The organism is Sphingomonas sp. FW306-1B-B10E, from assembly GCF_058782005.1.
Genome location: NZ_JBYSXG010000002.1, coordinates 29,443 through 53,736, shown reverse-complemented (window position 1 = coordinate 53,736; position 24,294 = coordinate 29,443). Strand labels below are relative to the sequence as shown.

Sequence of the window (24,294 nt, the reverse complement as noted above, 5' to 3'; positions counted from 1 at the left end):
GACCGAGACAATGCACGACGATCATTACGGCCTGACCGGCCGGCCGTTCCAGCTCACGCCGGACCCGCGCTTCTGGTTCGACACGGCGACGCATCGCAAGGCAATGGCCTATCTCGGCTATGGCCTGAGCCAGGGCGAGGGCTTCGTGGTGATCACCGGCGATCCCGGCGTCGGCAAGACCACGCTGATGGGGCATTTGCTCGGCGAGATCGACGAGCAGCGGCTCAACGTCATCAAGATCGTCTCGACTCAGCTGCGGCCCGAGGACCTGCTCCAGACCGTCTGCGCCGGGCTCGAGATCGACGCGACCGGGGCGAGCAAGTCGGCGATGCTCGCCGCGATCGAGCACGGCCTGCACGCGGTCGCGCGCGACGGGCGCCGCACGCTGCTGATCATCGACGAGGCGCAGGCGCTGCCGGCGGAGAGCCTGGAAGAGTTGCGCATGCTCTCCAATTTCCAGGCGGGCGGCTATCCGCTGCTCCAGATCTTCCTGCTCGGCCAGCCCGAGTTCCGGCTGACCTTGCAGGACGGCAAGCTCGAGCAATTGCGCCAACGCGTGATCGCGATGCACCATCTCGCACCGATGGATGCCAATGAGCTCGAACCCTATCTGCTCCACCGCCTGTCGCTGGTCGGCTGGCGCGGCAAGCCGCGCTTCACCAACGATGCGCTGACCGCGATGCACCGCTGGTCGGGCGGGATCCCGCGCCGGGTCAACCAGCTTGCGGGGCGCGTGCTGCTGTACGGTTCGATCGAGCATCTCGATACGTTCGGCGCGCCCGAGCTCGCGACGGTGATCGCCGATCTCGAAAACGATTCGGGGCCGATCCCGGCCAAGCGCAGCCTCACGCCGGTCGAGACGATCGAGCCGCTGGAGTTGCGCGACATCGCGCCGATGTCGATGGGCACGCCGACGCCGTCTGCGCCGATCGAGGCACTGCCGCTTCGTTCGGAGAATGTGGCCGAGGCGGCTGCGCCTGTCACGGATGCGGCGATCGACATTCGCATCGCCGCGCTCGAGCAGCAGATCCAGGAGCAGGATGCGGCGCTGCGCCGAGTGCTGACCCTGCTCGTCGACTGGGTCGAGAGCGGCGACAATGACCGCCGGCCAGACCTTTCGAGCCTGCGCGGGCACGCGGCCTGAGGCGATGCTCGTCAATGGCCTTTCGGTAGATGTCGAAGACTGGTTCCAGGTCGGCGCGTTCGAGAACACGATAGCGCGCGACGATTGGGACCGGCTCGAGCACCGCGTCGAGGCCAATACCGATCGCGTGCTGGCGCTGTTCGCCGGCGCTGGGGTCCACGCGACCTTCTTCACGCTCGGCTGGGTAGCGAAGCGCTATCCCGCGCTGATCCGCCGGATCGCCGCGGCGGGGCACGAAGTCGCCAGTCACGGCTGGGCACACCAGCGCGTATTCACGATGGACGCCAAGGCATTCCGCGCCGATCTCGCCAACGCGCGTGCGGCGCTGGAAGACGCCTGTGGCGCGCCCGTGACCGGCTATCGCGCACCGAGCTTCTCGATCGACGCCCGCACGCCCTGGGCGCATGCCGAATTGGCTGAGGCAGGATATACCTACTCGTCGAGCATCGCACCGATCCGGCACGACCATTATGGCTGGCCCGACGCGCCGCGCGCGCCGTTCCGGCCGATCGCCGATTCCGCACTGATCGAACTGCCGATCACGATCGCTAGGGTGGCGGGGCGCGAGATCACCGCAGGGGGCGGGTTCTTCCGGCTGCTGCCAAACGGGGTGACCGATCGCGCGGTGCAGGGTGCCAATGCCGCGGGAACGCCGGCGATGTTCTATTTCCACCCCTGGGAAGTCGATCCCGGCCAGCCGCGGGTTGTAGGCGCGCCGCTCAAGTCGAAGCTTCGCCATTATACCCGATTGGGCGCGATGGCGGGCAAACTAGAACGGCTGATCGCGCGCCATGCCTGGGGGCGGGTCGACGCGATCGCCGCGCGCGAGGCGGAGCGGCTGCAGTGAACGCGCCGCTGCTTGCGCGGCCCTTGGCCTTGCGCGTCGCCGATCTCGGCGATGCGAATGAGCGGGCGCGGATCGCCGGCTGGGTCGATGCCCACCCTGAAGGAACGCCGTTCCACCTGCCCGCGTGGAGCTTGGCGGTGGCGCGCGGGTGTCGACAGAAGAGCCATTATCTGCTCGCCGAGCGCGGCACCGGTGACATTGCCGGCGTGCTGCCGCTGACCGAGGTGCATTCGCCGCTGTTCGGGCGGGCGCTGGTCTCCGCCGGGTTCGGCGTCGGCGGCGGGATCCTCGCCGAGACTGCAGGCGCCGCCGCGGTTCTGGGCGAGGCGGCGTGGACGCTGGCGGGACGGCTGAGCTGCCCGACGGTCGAGCTGCGCGGCGGGGCCGATCCGGGGGCAGGGTGGCAAACCGACGATACGACGTATCTGGGCTTCGCGCGCGACCTGGCGGCTGATGACGAGGCCGAATTGCTCGCGATCCCACGCAAGCAGCGCGCCGAGGTGCGGCGCGCGCTCGGTAACGATCTGGAGATCGATGCGGGCAGCGCCGACGCGGCGGCGCACTACGCCGTTTATGCCGAATCGGTGCGCAATCTCGGCACGCCGGTGTTTCCGCGCGCCTTGTTCGCTGAGGTGTCGCGCGAGTTCGGCGACGCGGCGGACCTCCTCACCGTGCGGCACCGCGCAGACGCCGTGGCGAGCGTGCTCAGCCTGTACTGGCGCGGCACCGTCTATCCCTATTGGGGCGGCGGGACCGAGGTTGCGCGCGGGCTGCGCGCCAATGACGCGATGTACTTTGCGCTGATGCGGCATGCGCGCGCGCGCGGCTGCACGCGGTTTGATTTCGGTCGGTCCAAGGCGGGGACCGGTGCGGCGGCGTTCAAGAAGAATTGGGGATTCGAGCCGCGGCCGCTCCGCTATTTCACGCGCGCACCCGAGGGCGTGGCGGCGCGCAAGATCAATCCGCTCGATCCCAAATTCAGCCTGCAGGTACGCGCCTGGAAGCGCATGCCTTTATGGGCGGCGAACCGGCTCGGCCCGTGGATTGCGCGCGGACTGGGCTGATGGGCGACCTTCTCTTCCTCGCACACCGCGTGCCCTATCCGCCCGACCGCGGCGACAAGATCCGCAGCTATCATCTGCTGCGGCATCTCGCGGCGCGGGGACGCGTGCATTTGGCGGCGTTTGCCGACGATCCGCGCGACTTGGACCGGCCCGAGCTGGCCGCGCTGACCGGCAGCTGCGCGATCGTCCGGCGCTCCAAATCGCAGGCTGTCGCCGGATTGCAGGCGCTGGCTTCAGGCAGGCCGCTTTCGCTGGCCGCCTTCGACGACGCCCGAATGCGCCGCGCGGTCGAGGACGTGCTGGCGCGCGAGGATATCGACACGATCTTCGTCTTCTCCGGCCAGATGGCGCAATATCTGCCGGCTGCGCCCCGCGCCCGGGTGATCATGGACTTTGTCGACATGGATTCGGCCAAGTTCACTGCCTATGCCGAGACGGCGAGCGCGCCGATGCGCTGGGTGATGCGGCGCGAGGCGCGGTTGCTCGAAGCGTTTGAACGTGAGGTCGCAGCGCGCGTCGACGCCAGCCTATTCGTCAGCGAGGCCGAGGCAGGGCTTTTTCGCACCAGGACTGGCGCCGCGCGTGTCCACGCGATCGAGAACGGCATCGACACGACGCTCTTCGATCCGGCGGCGGCGTTCGCATCGGTCGACGCCGGGCCTACCGCGATCGTGTTCACCGGGCAGATGGACTATCGACCAAATGTGGACGCGGTGACTTGGTTCGCCGAGGATATCCTGCCGCGGGTGCGCGCGGCACATCCCGAGGCGCGTTTCGCGATCGTCGGGCGCAATCCGGGCGAGGCGGTAAGGGCGCTCGCGCGGCAACCGGGGGTGACCGTCACCGGCGAGGTCGCCGATGTCCGCGGCTGGCTGGCGGCGGCGGCGGTGGTGGTGGCGCCGCTCAAGCTCGCGCGGGGGGTGCAGAACAAGGTGCTCGAAGCAATGGCGATGGCCCGGCCTGTGGTCGCGTCGAGCGCCGCGGCGGAGGGCGTCGAGCATAATAAGACGATCGCAATCGGGGCGACCGCGGCGGACATGGTAGAGGCTGTGACGCGGATGCTAGCCGACCGCGCACATGCCGCGGAGCTTGGCCGTCTCGCGCGTGCGCAGGTGCTCGCGCGTTATGGCTGGGATGCCCGGCTCGCGCCGCTCGGTGCGCTGCTGGGGCAGCCGGCGATGCTGGGGCAGGCGGCATGACCGTCGCGGTGCCGCACGACGATTTCGCTCCGGCCAGAACGGGCATCGATGCACGCTGGCAGCAGCATGCGGCGATCCTCGCGGCGGGCTGGGCGGCATTGCTGGTGCTGTTTCGTAGAGATGCGCTCGACCTCGCGGCAATCTACTGGACCAACACCACTTTCGGGCATTGCCTGTTCATCGCGCCGGTGATCGGCTGGCTGGTCTGGCAGCGGCGGCAGGGACTGGCGCTGGTGCGGCCGCAGGGCTGGTGGCCGGGGCTCGCCTTGGTTGCGGCGGGCGGGCTCGGCTGGCTGCTCGGCGATGCGGCGGGAGTGGCGTTGTTCCGCCACGCCGGGCTGGTGCTGATGCTCCAGGGCATGACGGTGAGCGTGCTCGGCCCGAATGTGAGCCGGGCCTTGCTGTTCCCGATCGCCTATATGGCGTTCCTCGTGCCGTTCGGCGACTTCCTCGAAGGGCCGCTGCAGACGATCACCGTCGCGATGGTGATGCCCCTGCTCCATCTGTTCGGCGTGCCCGCCTGGGTCGACGGGGTGCTGATCACCACATCGAACGGGTATTTCGAAGTCGCCGAGGCATGTTCGGGCGCCAAGTTCGTGATTGCGATGATCGCGTTCGGGGTGCTCGTTGCCAACGTGTGTTACGTCTCGTGGACACGCCGTGCGGCATTCCTCGCGATGGCAGCGATCGTCCCCGTGTTCGCCAACGGTGTGCGCGCGTTCGGGACGATCTATGCGGCGTGGTGGACCTCGGTCGAGGCCGCCACCGGCATGGACCATATCGTCTATGGCTGGGTGTTCTTCGCACTGGTGATGGCGGCGGTGCTGGCGATCGGCTGGAAATGGTTCGACCGCGATCCCGATGCCGCTTGGTTCGACCCGCTGCAGCTGCGAGCGCCGGTGCGCGCGGGCGGCGCGGCGGGAGTCATCGCCTTGCTCGCCCTGACGATCGCGAGCCTGTTCCTCGGCTGGGCGAATCATGTCGCGGCGCTCGCGGAGGTACTTCCGGCCGAAGTCGCGCTGCCGGAGGTTCCCGGCTGGCATCGCATCGGCGCGAGCCGGATCGCCTGGTCGCCCAATTTCCCGGGGGCCGACCATCTCGCGATCGAGCATTATGCCGACGCGCAAGGCAGGCGTGTCGACCTTGCCGTGGCGGTCTATGCCAGCCAGCGCGAGGGAAAGGAGCTGGTCGGCTTTGGGATTGGCGCGGTTCGCGAGAACGACCGCTGGGTGCGCATCGCCGACCTTCCCGATCTATCGGGCGGGCACGCGCTGCGCATGACCGGTCCCGGGCGGGTGGAACGTGTGACGGTTAGTTGGTACCGGGTCGGCGATACGCTGACCGGGAGCGACAGACGCGTGAAGTTCGAGACGTTGAAGACCAAGCTGCTGGGTGGGAACCAGGCCGCCGTCGCGGTGCTGCTGTCGGCCGAGCAGGGGCAGGACCAGGCCGCCGAGGTGGCGATCACGGACTTCCTCGGCGCGCTCGGTCCCGTGGACACGTTCGCCGACCGCCTGGCCGGCCGCTAATGTGCGGCATTGCGGGGCTCTATTATCCCGCCATCGCGAAACCCGTCGATCCGGCACGTATCGTCCAGATGCGCGACGCGCTGGCGCATCGCGGGCCGGACGGAGCAGGCGTGTGGACCGCGCCGGGGGTCGGGCTCGGCCATCGCCGGCTGTCGATCATCGATCTCGAAGGCGGCGTCCAGCCGATGGCGACGTCAGACCAGAGTGTTGTGGTCACCTTCAACGGCGAGATCTACAATTTCCGCGAGGTGCGTGCCGAGCTGGAACTAAAGGGCGCGCGATTCCGGACCGAGAGCGACACCGAAGTGTTGCTCCACGGCTGGCGCGCCTGGGGGCCGGCGATGCTCGCCAAGCTCAACGGCATGTTCGCATTCGCGCTTTACGACGCCGAGAAGCAGAGCCTGTTTCTCGCGCGCGACCGTTTCGGAGTGAAGCCCCTGGTCTATACCAAGCTTGCCGATGGCGGCGTGGCGTTCGCTTCCGAGCTAAAGGGCCTGCTCGCGCATCCGATGTTCCGGCGGCGGCCCGATTTCCGCGCGGTCGAGGATTATATGGGACTCGGCTACGTCCCCGACGATGCCTCGCTGCTGGTGGGGGTCAAGAAGCTCCCTGCCGGACATTATCTTCTGCTCCAGCGCGGCAAGCGCATGCCGCAGCCGGTGCGCTGGTGGGACCTCGACTTCTCGAACCGGGCGAGCGGCAAGACCCGCGACCTCGAGGCGGAGCTGATCGAGCGGATGCGCGGGGCGGTGCGCGCGCGGATGATCGCCGATGTGCCGCTGGGGGCGTTCCTCTCGGGCGGAGTCGACAGCAGCGCGGTGGTCGCCCTGATGGCCGAGGCAAGCAAGGCCGCGGTCAAGACCTGCACGATTGGCTTCGACGAAGCAGGGCATGACGAGACCGGCCATGCGGCCTTGGTTGCCGAGCGCTTCGCGACGGCGCACAGCACGCGGCGGGTGAGCGCCGACGATTTCGTGTTGATCGATACGCTGGTGGCCGCCTTCGACGAGCCGTTCGCCGACGCGTCGGCGCTTCCCACCTACCGGGTATGCGAGCTGGCGCGGGAGAGCGTGACCGTCGCTTTGTCGGGCGATGGCGCGGACGAGACGCTGGCGGGATATCGGCGCTACAAGTTCTTTGCGGCCGAAGAGCGGGTGCGCGGGCTGCTGCCCGAAAAGGCCCGCGCCAATCTGTTCGGCACGCTCGGGCGGATCTACCCGAAGGCCGATTGGGCGCCGCGGGCGTTCCGCGCCAAGACGACCCTGCTCGCGCTCGCCGAGAATGGCGAGTTCGCCTATCCCAAGGCGGTGGGCGTGACGCCGCCCGAACTGCGCGACCGGCTGTACACCAGCGCGGCGAAACATACGCTCGCCGGGCACAGCGCCGAGCAGCGCTATGTCGAGGCGATGCGGCGGGCGCCGGCGCGCGACGGGCTCGACCGTGCCCAATATGCCGATATCCAGCACTGGCTGCCCGGAGATATCCTCACCAAGGTCGACCGGACCAGCATGGCGGTGAGCCTCGAGGCGCGCGAGCCTCTGCTCGACTACAAGCTCGTCGAATTCGCCGCGACCTTGCCTCCGGCGCTCAGGATCAAGGCGGGGCAGGGCAAATGGCTGATGAAGAAGGCGCTCGAGCCTTATCTGCCGAAGGAGATCCTGTACCGGCCGAAGATGGGATTCGTCACGCCCATCAGCGCCTGGTTCCGCGCTGCGCTCGCCGACGAGGCCGCGGCACTGGCGCGCTCGCGTGTGCTGGCCGGGACCGGCTGGTTCGAGCCGTCAGCGATCGAGACGCTCGCCGCCGAACACAAATCCAGGCGGGGCGAGCATGGCCGGACGTTGTGGCAATTGCTGATGCTCGAGCGCAGCCTGGAGCGGCTGTTCGGCTAGGGCTGCGATCGCGCCCCAGTCGTCACCTCGACCTCGTGGCGGGGTCCACAGGCGGCTGGCGAGCAGCTCGAACCGTTGCTGCCCGAACGGCGCGGTGGACCCCCGGAACGAGGCCGGGGTAACGGAAGTGTTGCGGGTAAGAGTTGGGCATGGGATGGATGAGGCCATGCCTGCCGCCAGCCCCAATCGCGACTATGCCTTTGGTCTCGCGCGTGCGTTCGGCGGGGCGATCATCTTCGCCTTGCCGCTGCTGATGACGATGGAGATGTGGTCGATCGGGCTCTATGTCGATCCGCTTCGGCTGCTGCTGTTCATAGCGGCGAATTTCGTGGTGCTGGTCATTCTGTCGCGCTTCGGCGGGTTCGAACGGACCGCGACCGTGCGCGAGGACTTTTTCGACGCGCTCGCCGCTTATGCCGTCGGCATGGCCGCGTCGACGGCGATCCTCGCGCTGTTCGGCCTGCTCCCGGCGGACATGCCGCTCGACGAATTGACGGGGATGGTGGCGATCCAGGCGGTCCCGGCTAGCTTCGGCGCGATGATCGCACGCAAGCAGCTAACCGGAGGCGATCCCGAGGAAGACGATGACGAGGAGAAGGCGGCCCGCTCGGCGGGCTATGTCGGGCAGCTCTTCCTGATGCTGGCCGGCGCGCTGTTCCTCGCCTTCAACGTCGCGCCGACCGAGGAGATGGTGCTGATCGGCTACAAGATGAGCGCGTGGCACAGTCTCGCGCTGATGCTCGCATCGCTGCTTCTGCTTCACGTGCTGGTGTTCCAGGTCGGATTTGCGGGACAGGAGGAGCCCGAAGGCTATGGCCTTGTACGGCGCTTCCTGGTCTTCACCGTGCCCGGCTACGCCATCGCGCTGGCTGTGAGCTTCTACGTGCTGTGGACCTTCGGCCGGACCGACGGGAATTCGATCTCGGCCGTGGCGGAGACCCTGGTGGTGCTGGGCTTTCCCGCGGCGATCGGCGCCGCGATCGCGCGGCTGGTGGTGTAGGGGAGGGGCCATGGCATCGGACAAGAAGCGCGCCGAGATGCCGGCGCTCGAATGGATCGCGGCCGGGCTGGGACTGGCCGCGATGCTGTTCGTTGCGGCGGTGATCGGGCGCGAGGGGCTGGCCGGCGAGACCAAGCAATTGCCGTCGCTCGAAGTCCATGCGACGCGCGTCGTCCCCAATGCCGCGGGGTTCGTCGTCGAGTTCGAAGTGGTCAACCACGCAAGCGGCACCGCCGCCGCGGTCGAGATCGAGGGCACGCTCCGCGCCGGGGCGAGCCCCAGCGAGACGAGCAATGCGACGCTCGATTATGTCGCCGGCAATGCGCGCACCAAAGGCGGCCTGTTCTTCCGCCACGACCCGCGCGGCGCCACTCTCGAACTCAGGGCGCTGGGGTTCCAGACGCCCTGAGCAACCCTCAGTGCAGCAGCGCGATTCCGGCGTGGAGCGTCAGCGCGACCAACGCGAAGGTCGACAGCACGAACAGGCCGAAGCGCACCGCGACCCTGTTGAACGTCGCCTGGACCAGGCTGTGGAGGATGCGAAGGCCGACATAGACCCAGGCGATCCACGCGTTGATCCCGTTGCCCTGGCCGAGCAGTGCGAGCGCAAGGCAGATCGCATAGAACAGCGTCGGCTGTTCCATCAGGTGCATATAGTTGTGCGCTTTCCACTGCACCTGCGGCGGCAGCACCTTGTCGGCGTCGCTGGCCTTGGTCCCGACCAGCTTGGAAAGATCGACGTCCGCCGCTCGCATCGCAGGCAAGCGAGTCACCAGCACCCATAACAGCATGACCAGCGACCAGGCGACGAGCGCGACGACGGGCGCGAGGATCTGGCTGTGCATTTCGGCTCCCCTCCGAATGTTCCGCGAAGGCTATGCTCTCAATGTTTTGCCGTCCAGCGCGCGAAGACGTCGGGCCACAGACGGCCGGGCGAATCCTTGGGCAGATGCAGCGCGCCGAAGCCGTGCCCGCCCTTTTCGAAAAGATGCGCCTCGACCGGTACGTTGTGCGTGCGGCACGCGTCGATCATCGCGAGGCTCTGCTGGATCGGGACGGTGCCATCGTCGATCGCGTGGACGAGAAAAATCGGCGGCGTCTGCGGGGTGACGCGCGTCAGCGGCGTATAGCGTGCAATGGTCTCGGCATCGGCAGATTCGCCCCACAGCCCGTTGCTCTTGCGAGCCTCGAACCCCGCCGAGTGGAACGAGACGGCGGGATAGACGAGCCCGGCATAGCTCGGCCGCGCCGGCAGCGCGTCGGCGGCGTCGAGCGGGGCGTAGACCTTGTCGTCGTGACCCACGGCGAGCGATCCGCCGAGATGGCCGCCGGCGGAGAAGCCGACCAGTCCGAGCTTCGCGGGATCGATGCGGTATTTTGCCGCATTGGCGCGGATCAGGCGCATCGCGCGCTGGGCGTCCTGGAGCGGCACGTCGGCGCGGTTGGCCCAGCCCTCGCCGGGCAGGCGATAGGCGAGGACGAAGACGGTGATGCCCTGCGGAGTCAGCGCCTTGGCGACGTCGACGCCCTCATTCTCGACCGACACGAAGCCGTAGCCGCCGCCGGGGATCGAGAGCACGGCGCGGCCATCGGGCTTGGCAGGCCGATAGACCCCGACCATCGGCTCGGACACGCCGCGCAGCCAGAGCTCCTGGAAGCTGCCGTTGACGGTGAAGTTGTTGGCGGGAAGTGGGGAGGGCGCGCCGGGGGGCGAACCAGGCCACAGCTTGAAATGCTCCTTTGGCGGCCAGGCGGCAGTGCCGGTGCCGAGAACATAGGGGCGAGCGTCTTGCGCGCGTGCGGCGGGCACGAGCGCGAGGCTTGCAGCCGCGCCTCCGATCAGCGTCCGGCGGTCGATCGGCATCGGCATCTAATCCCCTCCTCATTCCCCGCGCGATTGACCTACAACTCGATAGGATTCGCTTCCGCTAACTTCGCATTTTGCACGTGAATCGTGAAATTCCGTTTCCGGTTTCGGAAACTTTATGTCGTCATGAGGCCGAACAGCTTCCAACAATCCTCTCAAAATGCCGACCGAGCCTAGCGAATTACGGTCGTGTAGGACAGCCGGCTTGAAGCGGCGCCAGCGCGGTCAGGCAGCTAGCGTTCGTCAAAGGCGCCGCGCGCAGCTTCGATCCGCTCGATATTGGCTTCCGCCCATAGCCATACGCTGCAGAACGCCGCGCCGAGGCTCTCGCCGAGATCGGTGAGGCGATAGTCGACGCGCGGGGGGATCACCGGATGCACCGTGCGATCGACCAATCCGTCGCGCTCCATCTGGCGCAGCGTCTGGGTGAGCATCTTCTGGCTGATCCCCGGTACCAATTTGCCGACCTGGGTGAAGCGCAGGTGCTCATGCTCGGCGAGCACTTCGAGGATTAGCATCGTCCATTTGTCGGCGACCCGGCCGATCACGTCGGTGACCAGCGCGTCGACGCGGGGATCGACTGTGTCGGGCCAGGGTTTCTTCCGCGTGGGCGCGAGCGGCGCGGGCTTGGCCAAGTCACTCTCCAAAAGGTGCGTATAAATCTTTTCGGTGCCTTCTTACGATTTGAGAGTGTCGATGTAAATCAACCGAAGCAATCAAGGAGCATCCGATGAAGACCAGCGGCAACACGATCTTGATCACCGGCGGCGGATCGGGGATCGGCGAGGCGCTCGCGCACCGCTTCCACGACCAGGGCAATACAGTGATCGTCGCCGGACGGCGGCAGGACGCGCTCGACAAGGCGTGCGCGGGTCGCGCGAACCTGCATGGCCTGACGCTCGACATCGACAGCGCCGAAGACGTGAAGGACTTCGCCGCGCGCGCGATCGCGGCATATCCCGCCCTCAACGTCGTGATCCACAGCGCCGGCATCATGCGCTTCGAGGAAATCGATCGCGAGCGCGACCTGACCGACGCCGAGGCGACGATCGCGACCAACCTGCTCGGCCCGATCCGGCTTACCGACGCGCTGATCGACCATTTGGTGCAGCAGGACGGCGCGGCGATCGTCACGGTGACGTCGGGACTTGCCTTCGTGCCGCTGCTCACCACGCCGACCTACAATGCGACCAAGGCGGCGATCCACAGCTACACCGTGTCGCTGCGCGAGGTGCTGAAGGGCAGGGTCGAAGTGATCGAGCTGGCGCCGCCTGCGGTCCAGACCGGGCTGACCCCGGGGCAGGAGAACCGTCCGGGCTACCAGCCGCTCGACGAATTCGCCGATGAAGTGCTCGCCTTGTTCAACCAGCAGCCGACGCCGCCTGAGATCCTGGTCGAGCGCGTGAAGTTCCTGCGCAATGCCGAGGCGGAAGGCCGCTTCGATGCCACGGTCAAACAGCTCAACGACTTCGCGCGCCAGGCGCGTCACGGCTAACGGAGGACCGGATTATGCCATTCGCCAATTTCAAACTTCCGCAAGCCGCGCTCTCGCGCGCGCAGAAAGAAGAGCTGGCCCACCGCACCACCGCCATGCTCGTCGACTATTTCGGCGAGGGCGCGCGGGCGCACACGATGGTGCTGATCGAAGACGTGCCCGACGGCGGCTATGCGCGGGCGGACGAGGTGTTCGTCGTGCCCGCGGAATGGCGCGCGAAGGACTAGGCCGTAGACTCATAAATTGCAGACCGGCAGGAATCGCCCCGATTGCCGACGCCTTCTTCAAGCCCTCTCCCGCTTTCGCGGGAGAGGGTTGGGTGAGGGTCTTCTTCTTTTGCCTCGTCAGCCTAGCCGATCCGCGTTTAGCGCTGCCATGACCGCTTCCAGCACGCCGTCGAGATTCTCCAGAACCTCATTGTTCCAGAAGCGCAGGACCCGATAGCCTCGGCTCTCCAGAAACTGGGTACGTCGGGCATCGACATCGACATCATGCTGGCTGCCGTCCACCTCAACGATGAGCTGCGCCTCCACACATAGGAAGTCGACGACGAAAGGCTCGATCGTGGCTTGGAAGCGGAACTTGTATCCGAGGAGTCGCCGGTTGCGCAGCGAGCCCCAGAGCAGGCGCTCCGCATCGCTCGCGTCCTTGCGGAGCTGCGACGCATGACGACTCGTCTGCCTGCGGACGGGAGTGCGCATGTTACATGAAGTAAAAGAAAGAAGACCCTCACCCAACCCTCTCCCGCGAAAGCGGGAGAGGGCTGGAAGGCAGCCAACCACCCCGATCTCGAACGTTCGGTCCTCGCGCTGAAAGCGGCCGTTTATGGGTTCACGACCTAGCGTCCCAGGGCTTCGTCATCCCCCGCGGAGGCGGGGATGACGAGAGGATAAGCCTATTGATAGCCGCCTTCTTCGCGTTCCTCGGCAGCTTCTTCCTGTGCTTCTTCGAGCGCATCGGCCTCGGTCTGCGCTTCCGGCTGGTCCTCGGGATCGTGGGTCATGACATTCTCCTCGCACCGATAACGAAGGGCGGCCGCGAGAGGTCCGACCGCGAACAAGCAAAAGGAAACGGCCGGGGATCGCTCCCCGGCCGCTTCGTTATCAATGCTGGAGAATCAGGCGAACAGCTTCGCCCAGCCGCGCTTGGCGCGCTCCTTCCAATGGCCGCGGTGATAGGCGTCCGAGGCCAGCAGCGGCATGACCGAGCCCGCTTCGGCGAACACCATCTGCTCGATGCCGGTGTTGACCTTGCCCCACGACGCGGCCTCCTGCAGCGTCGAGGACGAGCAGGCGCCGTCGCGCACGTCGGCGACGGTGATCTGGACCGCGTACTTGTGCACGGCGACATCGTCATGGCCGAGGATTTCCGCGCACACCACGGTGTCCTGGATGAAGTTCTTGGGCACGCCGCCGCCGATCATGAGCAGGCCAGTGGTGCCGGCCTCGATCTTGATCTGAGTAAGCTCGCGGAAGTCGGCGACCGCGTCGATCATCAGGTACGGACGGCCTTCCTTGGCCGCATCGACCTGATGCTTGACGAGGCCGAAGCCGGCCGACGAGTCGACGAACGCCGGGCAGAAGATCGGCACGTCATGCTCGTAGGCGAGCTTGACGAGGCTGTTCTCCTTTTTGCCATGCTCGACGAGATACTTGCCCATCTCGCGGATGAACGCACGGCTGCTGTACGCCTTGGGCTCGAGGCTCTCGGCAATCTCGAAGATCGTGTGGTCGACGTTCTGGAGCGCTTCCTCGTCGATGTACGTGTCATAGATACGGTCGATGTAGAGCGAGCGCAGCGTGTCGTCGTCGGGGATCTCGAGCGCCTGATAGTGCTTATGGCCGAGGCCCTCGAAGAAATCCATGTCGACGATGGTCGCGCCGGTAGCGACGATGCCGTCGACCATGTTGTTGCGCACCAACTCGGCATAGAGGTCCATGCAGCCGCCGGCGCTGGTCGAGCCCGCGATCACGAGGAAGATCGTGCAGTCCTTGTCGGCCAGCATCTGGTTGTAGATGTTGGTCGCACGGCCGAGATCACGGCTGGTGAAGCTCATATCGGCCATCGCGTCGACGATCGGACGCGCGTCGAACGACGTGATATCGATATGCTTGACCTGCTTCGAGAGCAGTTCCTGCTTGCGGGTGTCGTTGATCGGCGCGTTCGCCGCGGCGGTCTTGTTGAGGGTGTCGGTCATGGGAACTCCCATTCTTCATGGCCGCCGTCATTAGGGGACGCGGAAACCCGTTCTGTTTCCCTCTCGCATGCGGGAGGGGTTAGGGGAGGGGCCTGGCCCCAACCTAGCGAGCGAACGCCATGCCCTCCCCCGGCCCCTCCCGCAAGCGGGAGGGGAGCGAAAGAGCGGTAAGTGGCCGTTATTACAGCTTTACGACGTTGCCCGAGCGGCGCTCGTGCAGGTCTTCCTGGTCGCGGTACACCGACAGCATCGGCTCGTCGTCCGCGACTACGGTTTCACCCGTGCCGAAGCCGTTGAAGCCGGTGCGCATCGCCACACCATAGGCGCCGAGCATGCCGATCTCGAAATAGTCGCCGGTGTTCGTATCCGCGGGAAGCGGGAACGGACCCTTCATGAAGTCGAGGTCGTCGCAGGTCGGACCCCAGAAGCTGAAGTCCATGTCGCGCGCTTCGGAATCCGGCTCGCGCAGCAGCTGCACCGGGTACTTCCAGCCGATATGCGCGGCATCGAACAGCGTGCCATAGGCGCCGTCGTTGATGTACAGCTCGTTGCCGCGGCGGCGCTCGACGCGCACCACGACCGACGAATATTCGGCGCACAGCGACCGGCCCGGCTCGGCCCAGAGCTCGGCCGAATAGCTGATCGGCAGGCTCTCGAACGCACGATGGATCGTCTCGAAGAACCGCTCCAGCGGCGGCGGGGTCATGCCCGGATACGCCGAGGGGAAACCGCCGCCGACGTCGATCACGTCGACGGTGACCGCCGCGTCGACGATCGCCGCGCGGACACGCTCCATCGCATTGGCATAGGCGTCCGGCGACATGGTCTGGCTGCCGACATGGAAGCAGATGCCGAGCGCATCGGCGACCTGGCGCGTCGCGACCAGCAGTTCCTTGGCCTCGGTGTGCCCCACGCCGAACTTCGAGCCCAGGCTGAGCTTGGCGAACTCGGACGAGACGCGCAGGCGCACGCACAAGGTCAGGTCGGTCGCGCCGTCGGTGGCGCGCACGATCTTGTCGAGCTCTTCCAGGCTGTCTAGCGAGAAGGTCCGCACGCCGTGCTGGAAATAGGCCTCGGCGATCGCTTCTACCGACTTGACCGGGTGCATGAAGCAACAGGTCGCCTCGGGCAGAGTCGCCTTGACGAGCCGCACCTCGGCGATCGAGGCGGTGTCGTAATGCGTGATGCCGATGTCCCAGAGGACGCGGAGCAGGTCAGGCGACGGGTTCGCCTTCACCGCATACATCGAGCGGCCCGGAAACTTCTCGACAAAGAAGCGGGCGGCCCGCGCCGCGGCGTGGGGACGAACGATCGTGACCGGATCCACCGGACGTCGCTTGGCGATGTCGATGCCCGCACCGGAAACGGTGGACTGGGCGGTCGAGAGGGGCGCTAACCCCAGCGCGCGAGGATGCTTGTGCAATTCAAGGGACCTCCAAATGCCTTGCGGCAATCATTGACGAAAAGCTGCCTTGCGGTTGGAAGTCCCATGGGGCAGCGGAAGGCGGCATTTAGGGATGTGGTCCCCCCCTGTAAAGTGATTCGGGGCTAGGGATTTTTACGGCGGGGTGAAGTGTGACAATTGTGCGACAACCGACCCGCGCGGGGGTCCGCGACGCTGCCGCGAAGATCGCAGCCATCCTGCCGCAAACGCCTCTTTTCACAGTGGAAATTCGCGGTGTGCCGGTATCGTTCAAGGCAGAATCACTGCAGCCGATCGGGGCCTTCAAGATCCGGGGAGCCTGGCATCGGCTCACCGCATTGGACGCCGAAGCGCGCGAACGCGGGGTCGTCGCTTTCTCTTCGGGGAACCATGCGCAGGGAATCGCCTGGGCGGCGAAGCGACTCGGCATTCCGGCAGTGATCGTCATGCCGGCCGACGCGCCGAAGGTGAAACTGGATGCCACTCTGGCGATGGGCGCGGAGATCGTGAAGTACGACCGCGCGACCGAGAGCCGCGAAAAGATCGCCGCCCATCTCGCGCATGCCCGCGGCGCGGCCCTGGTGCCGAGCTTCGACGATCCCTGGATCATCGAGGGGCAGGGCAGCGCCGGGATCGAGGCGATGACCCAGATGATCGAGGCGAAGCTCCCCGATCCCTCGAACGTCGTGGTGCCGTGCGGCGGCGGCGGGCTGGCGGCGGGGCTGGCGCTGGCGCTGCCCGAGACCGAAATCACGGTGGTCGAGCCCGAAGGATGGGACGATATGCGCCGCAGCCTCGAGGCCGGCTGGATCGAGTCGGTGGGCGACAATCCGCCGCCGACGGCATGCGACGCGCTGCAGACCAGGGAAGTGTCACCGCTGACCTTCGACGTGCTCAGCCGGCGCGACGCCAAGGGGCTCGCGGTGAGCGAGCGCGAGATCCGCGCTGCCCAGCGCTGGGCAGCGGCGAAGCTGCGGCTGGTGCTCGAGCCCGGCGGCGCGGTCGCGCTCGCGGCGTTGCTCGCGGGCAAAGTCGATGTGACGCCGGGATTGCTCATCCTCCTCTCGGGCGGCAATGCCGATCCAGAAGCCTATGCGGCGGTGCTCGGATCGAGGGACGGATGAAGGAAACGCAGTTTGGCGCGGTGCTCGCCAACGTGCTCAGCGTCGCGACGCGCGGGCTCGGGCTCTTCCTCTGGTATTTCCTGCGGCTGATCTATCGCGGCGAACCCAAAGTGATCGCGGGCTTTGTCGGCGTAGGGCTGGCGGTCGCGCTGCTGGTCTGGCTGATCGTGCGATGATGGATCCGGCGCTCAATCCCATCATGCTGAGCATTGCGGTGTTGGCGATGTTCGCACTCGTCTGGGGCGGTGTGCGGACCTGGCGCGGCGGCGATCGCTTCAAGGGCGTGCTGATGCTGATCTGCGCGCTGGTGCTGCTGGGCAATCTGCTGATCTGGTCGATCTAGCGGTAGGGACGAAAGAAAGGGCGGCACCCGAAGGTGCCGCCCCGAAGAGTCTCTGTCAGACGCGGATCAGAACTTGAAGTTCGCGCCTGCCCGGAAGGTCCGGCCGATCAAGCCCGCCGCGTGCCACGAGGTCAGCGTGTTCACCTGGCTCGGATAGGCCGTATTGGCGAATAGCGGCGCATGTGCATTCGTCACGTTGCCGACCAGGCCGAAGAAAGTGAACTGGTCGTTCACGCGCACCGACAGGTTCAGGTCGGTGTAGACGAAGCTGTTGATGCGGCAGAAACTCGCATTGCCCGTCGTCGGCTTGTAGATGGCGGAAGCACACGAGATATCGCCGTTCACCGAAGTCGCCTGGTCCGCGGCGACCGCCCGGATGGCGCCGACGAGATAGGTCGTGCCCGTGAGCGAGAACTGCCCCAGCGTGAAGGTGTTCTGCCAATTGCCGCGCCAGCGCGGCGTGCCGCCGCCCGAGGAGAGATCCTCCGGACCCACTGTCCCGGCGTAACGCTGCACTGCGCCGGTCCCGGGATGCAGGTCGTACTTCAGCGTTTCCTGCACATCGAGCCGGCTCTCCCACCGGAAGTCCTCGCTGAACTTGATCCGCGCGTCAGCCGTGAATTCCAGGCCGGCGATTACTTCATAGGCAGTGTTCACATAGGGCGCGTTGACCACCAGCAGGCGCGGCAGTGCGTTGGGCGAGAAGGGATCTGCCCCATCGACCACGTTGCACGAATAGCCGGTGCCGACGGCCGCGACCTTGGCGCAGCCCGCGGCAGCAGCGGCCGCAGCGGAAGCGAAGGTCTGGTTTGCGACCGAGTAATAGGCGTTGATCGCGTCCGAGGTCTGCGGCCCGGTGACGATCAAATTCGACTTCTTGACGTTGAAATAGTCCGCCGTGAAGCTCAGCCAGGGCGTCGGCTCGAAAATGCCGCCCAGGGTGAAGCTGCGCGACGTCTCCGGCTCGATATCCTCATTGCCGACATAGCCGCGGCCAAGGCTGTATGCGACGGTGTACGATGCGTTGCTCGGGTGCGCGGCGCGGAACGCAGCGTCGGGCGTGTAGCCGACGAAGCCCGAATAAGAGCTGCGCGCGTCGGACTCGGCGAAGGTCGGTGCACGGAACCCTTCCGAATAGGTGCCGCGCAGGGCGACCTGCGGGATTGGCTGGAACTTTGCAGTCACCTTGGGCGAGAAATGCCCGATCCCGGTCGAGTAGTGATCGTAACGGCCGGACACGTCGACATTCAACTCGTCGACGATCGGGATGTCCGCTTCGAAATAGGCCGCCCAAACCGAACGGTCTCCATAGGCCTGCGCGGTCGAGAGGCCGGGCACGTCCAGGTTCGGGTTCGCGCTGTTGTTGGTCAGCTTCTCCTTGCGGTATTGCCCGCCGACGGCGAACATCACGTCGCCGCCCGGAAGGGCGAACAGGCTCCGGCTGAGCGACGCATCGACCGTCAATTCGCTCGAATTCGACAGCGCGGTGATCGGCGGAAGCACGGTATTGCGCACTTCGGCCGTGTTGGCGCCGGGATTCACGAAATTGTACGAACCGGTGTTGATCGCCCGGGTAAGCGCGCCGAGATTGGCGTAGCCGTAGATCGTGTTGTCCAGATTGTCGCGCGAATAGGCGGCTTCGACATTCCAGTGCCAGCTGTCGCCGAAATGGCCGTTCAGGCCGCCGGATACTCGGAACACTTCGTTGGTGCGCGTGGTGCCGGACCTCACGTCGCCGAACAGATAGTAGATGCGTGCAGCGCCGGCCGCCGGGTTGCCCGCGAAGGCGGCCGCGTAGGGATTGTTCGGGTTGAGCCGGCGATCTGCCGCAGTGGCGCAGTTGACGCCCGCCGAGCAGATATAGACCGGCAGCACGATGCCGGGATTGCTGGTGGCAGTCGACGGCGCGCCACCGAATGCCTGGGTCTGGCGGATCGCACGCGGCGTCGAGATGATGTCGACACGGTCATGGGCGTAGCTGCCGGCGATATAGCCCTCGACATTGTCGCCGAGGCGGAAGCTGGCACGGGCGACAGCGTCGTAGCGCTCCTGCAGCGGCAGTACCTGGGCATATTCCTGCGTAAGATCATGCTTGCAGGCCGTGCCGACGCGCGCGCTCGTATTCTCTGAATAGGTGCCGAACCGGCAATTGGCGAGCGGCGTGAGCGAAGTGAAAACCGCCGGCGAAGTCGCGTTGGTCACGGAGCCGGCGAGCGGGTTGTTGAGATCGGTCTGCGTGACCCGGGTGACGATCGCGTCGGTCGTCGCCGTGGTCAGCGTGTCGTCGGCGCGATTGTTGTCATTGCCGCCGATCCCCCGCAGGTCGAGCGTGTTGAACGGGAAGCCGCGCGAGGCTGCGGAAATGCGGCCGTCATGCTCATAGTCGCCGCCCACATAGAAGTTGAAGCCCTGGCTGTCATAATCGCCGAAGCCGACGAGCAGCTTGGCGCGATACTTGGAGCCGTCGCCCTTTTCCGATGCGCCGCCTTCGACGCCGGCTTCGAGACCGGTCATCTGCTTGCGGGTGATGATGTTGACGACGCCGCCGATCGCGTCCGCGCCGTACAGCGACGATGCGCCGTCCTTGAGCACCTGTACTTGCTGGACGTTGACCAGCGGAATGCTGTTCAGATCGACATAGGCGTTGTGGCCATCGTCGTTCAGCGGGAAATTCGTAGAGCGCAGCCCGTCGACCAGCACAAGGGTCGATGACACGCCGAGGTTGCGCAGCGAAACGGCAGCGCCGCCGGCCGAGAAACCGCTGGTGAAGCCATTGCCGATCGAGCCCGCGCCATCGGCGGAGACCGAACGGATCGCATCGGTGACGTTGGTGATGCCGGCACGTTCCAGGTTCTCGGCAGTCACGACGGTCACCGGCAAGGCGGTGTGGGTATCGGACTGGCGGAAGATCGTGCCGGTCACGACGATGTCCTGCGAGTCGTCGGCCGGTTGGCCAGACTGTGCCGAGGTCTGGGCCGCGGTTTCGGCGGACACATCTTGCGCCAATGCGGCCGGTGCCCAGAATATCATCCCCAGCGGCGCGACCGTCGCGAGCAGACGCAGCTTCGGCGTCGAGCGAATCAACCTCATTATTTTTTCATCCCCATTCTCTGCCGCGGAGCGCGGCATCCCCGCCGAGCGCTTTGTTGCTGCTCGGTTACACGGAAATAGAAGGGAAACATTTTTTAGGAAAGTGCCCGTTTCGGACTTACCCATCCTCCCGCACGATTGCACGATAGGCGTAACCAGAAAGTCACAACTGTGACGATCTCGCCTTAATGAATCGCTGATTCGTAAGGATGCCGCTCAGGCCAATGCCAATGGTCGCCGTCTCAACGGAGGGGGCAAATGGCCGGCGCCCGCTGAAGATATCTACTGATCGCGCGCGGGGACTGTCCCGCTCCGAGATTTTCAACGGATCGGCGAGTTGGGATCCAACCGCATGTCGAGATAGCGGTCCACCGAGCCCATCAGCTGCTCCATCTCGTCCTGGAAGAAATGGTTGGCGCCCGGGATCGTGTCGTGATGGATCGTGATGTGCTTCTGGGTGCGCAGCTTGTCGACCAGTTTCTGCGTCGCCGCTGGCGTGGCGACTTCGTCACCCTCGCCCTGGATGATGATGCCCGAGCTGGGGCAGGGCGCCAGGAAGCTGAAATCGTACATGTTGGCCGGCGGCGCGACCGAGATGAAGCCGCGGATCTCGGGGCGGCGCATCAGCAACTGCATGCCGATCCACGCGCCGAAGCTGACCCCGGCGATCCACGTTGTCGAGGCTTCGGGATGGAAGCTCTGCACCCAATCGAGCGCCGAGGCGGCATCGCTAAGCTCGCCGATGCCGTTGTCGAAAGTGCCCTGACTCTTGCCGACGCCGCGGAAATTGAAGCGCAGAGTCGCGAAGCCGCGACGCTGGAAGGTCTTGTAGAGCTCCTGAACGATGCGGTTGTTCATCGTGCCGCCGGCATTGGGATGCGGATGCAGGATCATCGCCACCGGCGCGCGCGGCTTGGGAGCGGGGGCGAAACGCCCTTCGAGGCGGCCTTCGGGACCGGGGAAAATGACTTCGGGCAATGTAAGCCTGCCTTGAAAATGGAGCGCGCTGTGGAGCGCGGGGAGTTGGGCGCTATATAGGCAGCGCCGCCCTTCACGCAATTGGAACCCACTTGGCCGACCGTATCTATCTGGACCATGCCGCGACAACGACCATGACCGAGGGCGCCAGGGCCGCGGTGATCGAAGGGATGGCAACTTGGGCCAACCCTTCTTCGCCGCATGCCGAAGGGCGCGGGGCGCGGGCGGCGCTGGAGGGCGCGCGGGCGCGAATCGCGGCGGCTTATGGCTGGGCGCACGAGCTGGTGCTGACCTCGGGCGCGAGCGAGTCGCTGCACCTCGCGCTGACGCGGTCGATGGCCGAGCGGCGGCTGATCACCGCGGTCGAGCATGATTCGGTGCTGCGGCATTCCGAAGGCGCGACCGTGTTGCGGGTCGATGCCAACGGGATCCTCGATCTCGAGGCGCTGCGCGTTGCGCTCGACGGGCGGCCACGAACCCTGCTCTGCGTGCAATGGGCGAACAGCGAGACTGGCGTGCGCCAGCCGATCGCGGAGATCGCTGCGATCGTCCGCGCGGCGAGCGGGGTCCTGCTGATCGACGCGGCGCAGATGCCGGCGCGAGCGGACGAGGGGGTGCTGCGGCACGCCGATCTGGTCGCGGTCTCGGCGCACAAGCGCGGCGGTCCGCCGGGGATCGGCGCGCTGCTGGTGCGCGACTTCGGCGCGCTGCTGCCGATGGGCGGGCAAGAAAAGGGCTACCGCGCAGGCACCGAGAATTTGCCGGGCGCGCTCGGCTATGCCGCCGCGATCGGCGAACCCGAGGATCTGGGGCGGATGATGCAGTTGCGCGTGGGCCTGGAAGCGGAGATCCGCGCGGCAGGCGGCGAGGTGGTCGGTGAGTCCAGCCCGCGCAGTCCGCTGATCGGCGCCTATCGCATGCCGGGCGTATCGGCGGCGGCACAACTGATCCGCTTCGATCTGGGTGGAATTTCGGTATCGGCGGGCAGCGCCTGTTCATCCGGGAGCATGCGGCCGAGCCATGTGCTGGGCGCGATGGGCTGGCAGGAGCCCGCCTTGCGTGAAGTGGTGCGCGTGAGTTTCGGACGGACGACGACGCAGGCCGACGTGGCACGCTTTGTCGAGGTCTGGCGAGGCGTCGCCGACGAAGCCCGGGCGCGCGCGGCATGACCTATCTCGATTATCAGGCAACGACGCCGCTGGCGCCCGAGGCGCTCGCCGCGATGCTGCCCTGGCTGGAAAGCCAGCATGCCAATCCGCATTCGGCGCATGCGCCGGGGCGCGCGGCGAAAGCGGCGGTGGAAGTGGCGCGCGACGCCGTCGCAGGGCTGATGCCCGAGGGCGGGATGGTGAGCTTCACCAGCGGCGCGACCGAGGCGCTCAACTGGGCGATCAAGGGAACGCGCGGCGGCATCGTCACCCTGGCGACCGAGCATGCCGCGGTGCTCGATACGGTCGAAGCCGAGGCGCGCAAAGGGCGCGACGTGACTGTGTTGCCGGTGGGCAACGATGGCCTGGTCGATCTCGCCGCGGCGCGCGCAGCAATCAAACCCGGGACTGGTCTCGTCGCGGCGATGCTGGTCAATAACGAGATCGGCGTGATCCAGCCGATCGAGCAACTGGCCGCATTGGCAAAAGCGGCCGGCGCGCTGTTCCTATGCGACGCGGTGCAGGGTTTCGGACGCGTGCTCATCCCGGACGGCTGCGACCTGGTCGCGGTGTCGGCGCACAAGATCCATGGGCCGAAGGGCGTCGGCGCCCTGTGGATTCGCGACGGCGTGGCGCTCGAACCGCTGCTGCATGGGGGCGGGCAGGAGCCTGGGGGCCGGTCGGGGACCCTGTCGCCAGCATTGTGCGCCGGGTTCGGCGCGGCGGCGAAGCTGGCCAAGCAGCGCTTCGGTGCCGATCACGCCCATGTCGAGCAGCTGTTCCGTGCGGCAGTGGCGCATATCGGCTCGGACTGGACGCTCAACGGCTCGCAGGACGAGCGCTATCACGGCAATTTCAACATCCGCCGCGCCGGGCTCGACGTCGCGCGGCTGATCTCGGACCTGCGCGACATCGCCTTTTCGGCCGGATCGGCCTGCGCGAGCGGATCGGGGCGGCCAAGCCATGTCCTGCGTGGGATCGGCCTGAGCGACGCGGACGCGCGGTCGAGCCTCCGCATCGGGTTCGGGCGCTACACCAGCGAAGAGGAGCTTATCGAGGCGCTCGACCGGATCACCGCCGCGGCGCGCACGCAGAAGGTGGCGGCGTGATCCGCGTCCGCTTCGTCAGTGCGGACCAGAGCGAGACGCGCGAGGTCGAGACCGCCGAAGGGACGCTCCTTCTCGACGTGGCGCAGAATGCCGGCCAGCCGCTCGAAGGCACCTGCGAAGGACAGATGTCCTGCTCGACCTGCCACGTGATCGTCGATGCGGCGGACTTCGCCCGGTTGCCGCGCGCAAGCGAAGAAGAGGAGGACATGCTCGATCTCGCAGTCGGCGCGGTGCGCACCAGCCGGCTGGCTTGCCAAATCGTCCTAGACGCAGGGCTCGACGGGTTGACGGTGCGCATGCCCCCGGAGCATCGCGATATGCAGGGGCGCTGATCCGCCTGGTGGAACGTGCGTGGCGATGGGCCGTTTCAGCGCCGTGCCGAAGCCGACAATCTATCAGCGACTCTATGGGGTTGGCTGCCGTGTCTCCGATGCCGGCGCCAACGTCGCCGGACATCCGCTGGCACAGATCGCGCTGGTGCTGTTCTGTCTCGCCTGGTTCCTGCTGCCGCTGGGCAACAGCGCAACCGAAGATCTGACGCTGGTCCTTTCGGTGCTGGCGATCACGCTGACCCAAATGGTGCTCAACCAGCAGAAGCGGCATGAGGCGGCACTGCACTTCAAGATCGACGAACTGATCCACGCGATCAAGGGCGCGCGCGACGAAGTGATGGGGATCGAGAGCAAGAGCGAGGCCGAGCTCGAGGCGTTGCGCATCACCGGCGACAAGGCTGAGGAAGTACTTGCGAAGCGTCGGGCCAAGCCGGCGCTCACCGCTGGTCAGACCAACGAGTCAGTCTGAGTCCTCGGGAACAATGCTGCCGTTTCGGGATTGCAACGGACGCA

The 24,294-nt window shown here is 66.4% G+C and carries 25 protein-coding genes; 17 read left to right on the top strand and 8 right to left on the bottom strand.

The genetic code is table 11. The features are described from left to right. The first annotated feature begins 10 nt into the window (after positions 1-10). The 8 genes from AC3WJI_RS01300 (at position 11) to AC3WJI_RS01265 (ending at position 9,084) form a co-directional block, all read left to right on the top strand. Entirely contained in the window at positions 11-1,144 is a 1,134-nt protein-coding gene (locus AC3WJI_RS01300) for an AAA family ATPase (protein ID WP_492755422.1), read from the top strand. Beyond that, the gene (locus AC3WJI_RS01295) at positions 1,098-1,991 is read left to right on the top strand and encodes an XrtA system polysaccharide deacetylase (protein WP_492755421.1); all 894 of its coding nucleotides are present in this window, start codon (positions 1,098-1,100) and stop codon (positions 1,989-1,991) included. The genes AC3WJI_RS01300 and AC3WJI_RS01295 overlap by 47 nt, the downstream gene beginning before the upstream one ends. Beyond that, on the top strand, positions 1,988-3,055 hold the full coding sequence (locus tag AC3WJI_RS01290; RefSeq protein WP_492755420.1) for a FemAB family XrtA/PEP-CTERM system-associated protein: 1,068 nt from the start codon (positions 1,988-1,990) through the stop codon (positions 3,053-3,055). Before AC3WJI_RS01295 ends, AC3WJI_RS01290 begins: the two co-directional genes overlap by 4 nt. Continuing rightward, on the top strand, positions 3,055-4,254 hold the full coding sequence (locus tag AC3WJI_RS01285; RefSeq protein ID WP_492755419.1) for a TIGR03087 family PEP-CTERM/XrtA system glycosyltransferase: 1,200 nt from the start codon (positions 3,055-3,057) through the stop codon (positions 4,252-4,254). The genes AC3WJI_RS01290 and AC3WJI_RS01285 overlap by 1 nt, the downstream gene beginning before the upstream one ends. Beyond that, positions 4,251-5,783 carry an exosortase A gene (xrtA, locus tag AC3WJI_RS01280; RefSeq protein WP_492755418.1) on the top strand — a complete coding sequence of 511 codons (1,533 nt, stop codon included), beginning with the start codon at positions 4,251-4,253 and terminating at the stop codon, positions 5,781-5,783. Before AC3WJI_RS01285 ends, xrtA begins: the two co-directional genes overlap by 4 nt. After that, positions 5,783-7,675, top strand: a complete 1,893-nt coding sequence (locus AC3WJI_RS01275) for an XrtA/PEP-CTERM system amidotransferase (protein WP_492755417.1) — start codon at positions 5,783-5,785, stop codon at positions 7,673-7,675. Before xrtA ends, AC3WJI_RS01275 begins: the two co-directional genes overlap by 1 nt. A 166-nt stretch (positions 7,676-7,841) precedes the next feature. After that, positions 7,842-8,675: a TIGR02587 family membrane protein gene (locus tag AC3WJI_RS01270; RefSeq protein ID WP_492755416.1), complete on the top strand. Its 834-nt coding sequence runs from the start codon at positions 7,842-7,844 to the stop codon at positions 8,673-8,675. Between the two features lie 10 nt (positions 8,676-8,685). Then, entirely contained in the window at positions 8,686-9,084 is a 399-nt protein-coding gene (locus tag AC3WJI_RS01265; RefSeq protein WP_492755415.1) for a hypothetical protein, read from the top strand. 7 nt (positions 9,085-9,091) lie between these two features. On the opposite strand, the gene AC3WJI_RS01260 is transcribed toward AC3WJI_RS01265, so the two are convergent. The 3 genes from AC3WJI_RS01260 to AC3WJI_RS01250 form a co-directional block, all read right to left on the bottom strand. Beyond that, positions 9,092-9,520 carry an MAPEG family protein gene (locus tag AC3WJI_RS01260; RefSeq protein WP_492755414.1) on the bottom strand — a complete coding sequence of 143 codons (429 nt, stop codon included), beginning with the start codon at positions 9,518-9,520 and terminating at the stop codon, positions 9,092-9,094. Between the two features lie 38 nt (positions 9,521-9,558). After that, entirely contained in the window at positions 9,559-10,545 is a 987-nt protein-coding gene (locus AC3WJI_RS01255; protein ID WP_492755413.1) for an alpha/beta hydrolase, read from the bottom strand. Between the two features lie 230 nt (positions 10,546-10,775). Then, complete coding sequence (locus tag AC3WJI_RS01250) at positions 10,776-11,177, bottom strand: winged helix-turn-helix transcriptional regulator (RefSeq protein ID WP_492755412.1); 402 nt, start codon at positions 11,175-11,177, stop codon at positions 10,776-10,778. A gap of 95 nt (positions 11,178-11,272) precedes the next feature. Between AC3WJI_RS01250 and AC3WJI_RS01245 the strand changes: the two genes are divergently transcribed. Together AC3WJI_RS01245 and AC3WJI_RS01240 are read left to right on the top strand one after the other, a co-directional pair. Beyond that, entirely contained in the window at positions 11,273-12,037 is a 765-nt protein-coding gene (locus AC3WJI_RS01245; RefSeq protein ID WP_492755411.1) for an SDR family oxidoreductase, read from the top strand. Between the two features lie 14 nt (positions 12,038-12,051). Beyond that, the gene (locus tag AC3WJI_RS01240; protein WP_492755410.1) at positions 12,052-12,264 is read left to right on the top strand and encodes a tautomerase family protein; all 213 of its coding nucleotides are present in this window, start codon (positions 12,052-12,054) and stop codon (positions 12,262-12,264) included. 117 nt (positions 12,265-12,381) lie between these two features. On the opposite strand, the gene AC3WJI_RS01235 is transcribed toward AC3WJI_RS01240, so the two are convergent. The 3 genes from AC3WJI_RS01235 to AC3WJI_RS01225 all read right to left on the bottom strand — a co-directional run bounded on the left by AC3WJI_RS01235 (position 12,382) and on the right by AC3WJI_RS01225 (position 15,657). Continuing rightward, positions 12,382-12,738 (bottom strand): endonuclease domain-containing protein, encoded by a 357-nt coding sequence (locus AC3WJI_RS01235; RefSeq protein WP_492755409.1) that lies wholly within the window; start codon positions 12,736-12,738, stop codon positions 12,382-12,384. Positions 12,739-13,154: 416 nt separating this feature from the next. Then, positions 13,155-14,234, bottom strand: coding sequence for a 1,9-bis(guanidino)-5-aza-nonane synthase (locus tag AC3WJI_RS01230; protein ID WP_492755408.1), 1,080 nt, complete (start codon positions 14,232-14,234; stop codon positions 13,155-13,157). A 181-nt stretch (positions 14,235-14,415) separates the two neighbouring features. Further along, a complete protein-coding gene (locus tag AC3WJI_RS01225) occupies positions 14,416-15,657 on the bottom strand; it encodes a type III PLP-dependent enzyme (RefSeq protein ID WP_492755407.1) in 1,242 nt (413 codons plus the stop codon). A 152-nt stretch (positions 15,658-15,809) separates the two neighbouring features. Here AC3WJI_RS01225 and AC3WJI_RS01220 point away from each other — a divergent pair, with 152 nt between their 5' ends. The 3 genes from AC3WJI_RS01220 to AC3WJI_RS01210 are packed head-to-tail and all read left to right on the top strand — an operon-like array spanning position 15,810 to position 17,124. Further along, the gene (locus tag AC3WJI_RS01220; protein WP_492755406.1) at positions 15,810-16,781 is read left to right on the top strand and encodes a threonine ammonia-lyase; all 972 of its coding nucleotides are present in this window, start codon (positions 15,810-15,812) and stop codon (positions 16,779-16,781) included. Further along, a complete protein-coding gene (locus AC3WJI_RS01215) occupies positions 16,778-16,957 on the top strand; it encodes a hypothetical protein (protein ID WP_492755405.1) in 180 nt (59 codons plus the stop codon). Before AC3WJI_RS01220 ends, AC3WJI_RS01215 begins: the two co-directional genes overlap by 4 nt. Continuing rightward, positions 16,954-17,124: a hypothetical protein gene (locus AC3WJI_RS01210; protein WP_492755404.1), complete on the top strand. Its 171-nt coding sequence runs from the start codon at positions 16,954-16,956 to the stop codon at positions 17,122-17,124. The genes AC3WJI_RS01215 and AC3WJI_RS01210 overlap by 4 nt, the downstream gene beginning before the upstream one ends. A 66-nt stretch (positions 17,125-17,190) precedes the next feature. Here the strand turns inward: AC3WJI_RS01210 and AC3WJI_RS01205 are convergent, their stop codons facing one another. Both AC3WJI_RS01205 and AC3WJI_RS01200 read right to left on the bottom strand, forming a co-directional pair. Further along, positions 17,191-20,214, bottom strand: coding sequence for a TonB-dependent receptor plug domain-containing protein (locus AC3WJI_RS01205; RefSeq protein ID WP_492755403.1), 3,024 nt, complete (start codon positions 20,212-20,214; stop codon positions 17,191-17,193). A 321-nt stretch (positions 20,215-20,535) separates the two neighbouring features. Further along, complete coding sequence (locus tag AC3WJI_RS01200; protein WP_492755402.1) at positions 20,536-21,192, bottom strand: alpha/beta hydrolase; 657 nt, start codon at positions 21,190-21,192, stop codon at positions 20,536-20,538. Positions 21,193-21,284: 92 nt separating this feature from the next. On the opposite strand from AC3WJI_RS01200, the gene AC3WJI_RS01195 reads away from it, so the two are divergent. The 4 genes from AC3WJI_RS01195 to AC3WJI_RS01180 are packed head-to-tail and all read left to right on the top strand — an operon-like array spanning position 21,285 to position 24,250. Next, positions 21,285-22,361: a cysteine desulfurase family protein gene (locus AC3WJI_RS01195; RefSeq protein ID WP_492755401.1), complete on the top strand. Its 1,077-nt coding sequence runs from the start codon at positions 21,285-21,287 to the stop codon at positions 22,359-22,361. Next, positions 22,358-23,449 carry a cysteine desulfurase family protein gene (locus AC3WJI_RS01190; protein ID WP_492755400.1) on the top strand — a complete coding sequence of 364 codons (1,092 nt, stop codon included), beginning with the start codon at positions 22,358-22,360 and terminating at the stop codon, positions 23,447-23,449. The genes AC3WJI_RS01195 and AC3WJI_RS01190 overlap by 4 nt, the downstream gene beginning before the upstream one ends. Beyond that, positions 23,446-23,781 carry a 2Fe-2S iron-sulfur cluster-binding protein gene (locus AC3WJI_RS01185; RefSeq protein WP_492755399.1) on the top strand — a complete coding sequence of 112 codons (336 nt, stop codon included), beginning with the start codon at positions 23,446-23,448 and terminating at the stop codon, positions 23,779-23,781. Before AC3WJI_RS01190 ends, AC3WJI_RS01185 begins: the two co-directional genes overlap by 4 nt. Positions 23,782-23,806: 25 nt before the next feature. Further along, the gene (locus tag AC3WJI_RS01180; protein ID WP_492755398.1) at positions 23,807-24,250 is read left to right on the top strand and encodes a low affinity iron permease family protein; all 444 of its coding nucleotides are present in this window, start codon (positions 23,807-23,809) and stop codon (positions 24,248-24,250) included. Positions 24,251-24,294 lie beyond the last annotated feature (44 nt).

Bases quoted from the DNA above. Each gene is read 5' to 3' on its own strand.
- AC3WJI_RS01215 (WP_492755405.1), top strand. From the start codon at position 16,778: ATGAAGGAAACGCAGTTTGGCGCGGTGCTCGCCAACGTGCTCAGCGTC.
- AC3WJI_RS01285 (WP_492755419.1), top strand. From the start codon at position 3,055: ATGGGCGACCTTCTCTTCCTCGCACACCGCGTGCCCTATCCGCCCGAC.
- AC3WJI_RS01300 (WP_492755422.1), top strand. From the start codon at position 11: ATGCACGACGATCATTACGGCCTGACCGGCCGGCCGTTCCAGCTCACG.
- AC3WJI_RS01230 (WP_492755408.1), bottom strand. From the start codon at position 14,234: ATGACCGACACCCTCAACAAGACCGCCGCGGCGAACGCGCCGATCAAC.
- AC3WJI_RS01240 (WP_492755410.1), top strand. From the start codon at position 12,052: ATGCCATTCGCCAATTTCAAACTTCCGCAAGCCGCGCTCTCGCGCGCG.
- AC3WJI_RS01265 (WP_492755415.1), top strand. From the start codon at position 8,686: ATGGCATCGGACAAGAAGCGCGCCGAGATGCCGGCGCTCGAATGGATC.
- AC3WJI_RS01210 (WP_492755404.1), top strand. From the start codon at position 16,954: ATGATGGATCCGGCGCTCAATCCCATCATGCTGAGCATTGCGGTGTTG.
- AC3WJI_RS01260 (WP_492755414.1), bottom strand. From the start codon at position 9,520: ATGCACAGCCAGATCCTCGCGCCCGTCGTCGCGCTCGTCGCCTGGTCG.
- AC3WJI_RS01275 (WP_492755417.1), top strand. From the start codon at position 5,783: ATGTGCGGCATTGCGGGGCTCTATTATCCCGCCATCGCGAAACCCGTC.
- xrtA (WP_492755418.1), top strand. From the start codon at position 4,251: ATGACCGTCGCGGTGCCGCACGACGATTTCGCTCCGGCCAGAACGGGC.
- AC3WJI_RS01270 (WP_492755416.1), top strand. From the start codon at position 7,842: ATGCCTGCCGCCAGCCCCAATCGCGACTATGCCTTTGGTCTCGCGCGT.
- AC3WJI_RS01255 (WP_492755413.1), bottom strand. From the start codon at position 10,545: ATGCCGATGCCGATCGACCGCCGGACGCTGATCGGAGGCGCGGCTGCA.
- AC3WJI_RS01245 (WP_492755411.1), top strand. From the start codon at position 11,273: ATGAAGACCAGCGGCAACACGATCTTGATCACCGGCGGCGGATCGGGG.
- AC3WJI_RS01190 (WP_492755400.1), top strand. From the start codon at position 22,358: ATGACCTATCTCGATTATCAGGCAACGACGCCGCTGGCGCCCGAGGCG.
- AC3WJI_RS01295 (WP_492755421.1), top strand. From the start codon at position 1,098: ATGACCGCCGGCCAGACCTTTCGAGCCTGCGCGGGCACGCGGCCTGAG.
- AC3WJI_RS01180 (WP_492755398.1), top strand. From the start codon at position 23,807: ATGGGCCGTTTCAGCGCCGTGCCGAAGCCGACAATCTATCAGCGACTC.
- AC3WJI_RS01205 (WP_492755403.1), bottom strand. From the start codon at position 20,214: ATGAGGTTGATTCGCTCGACGCCGAAGCTGCGTCTGCTCGCGACGGTC.
- AC3WJI_RS01235 (WP_492755409.1), bottom strand. From the start codon at position 12,738: ATGCGCACTCCCGTCCGCAGGCAGACGAGTCGTCATGCGTCGCAGCTC.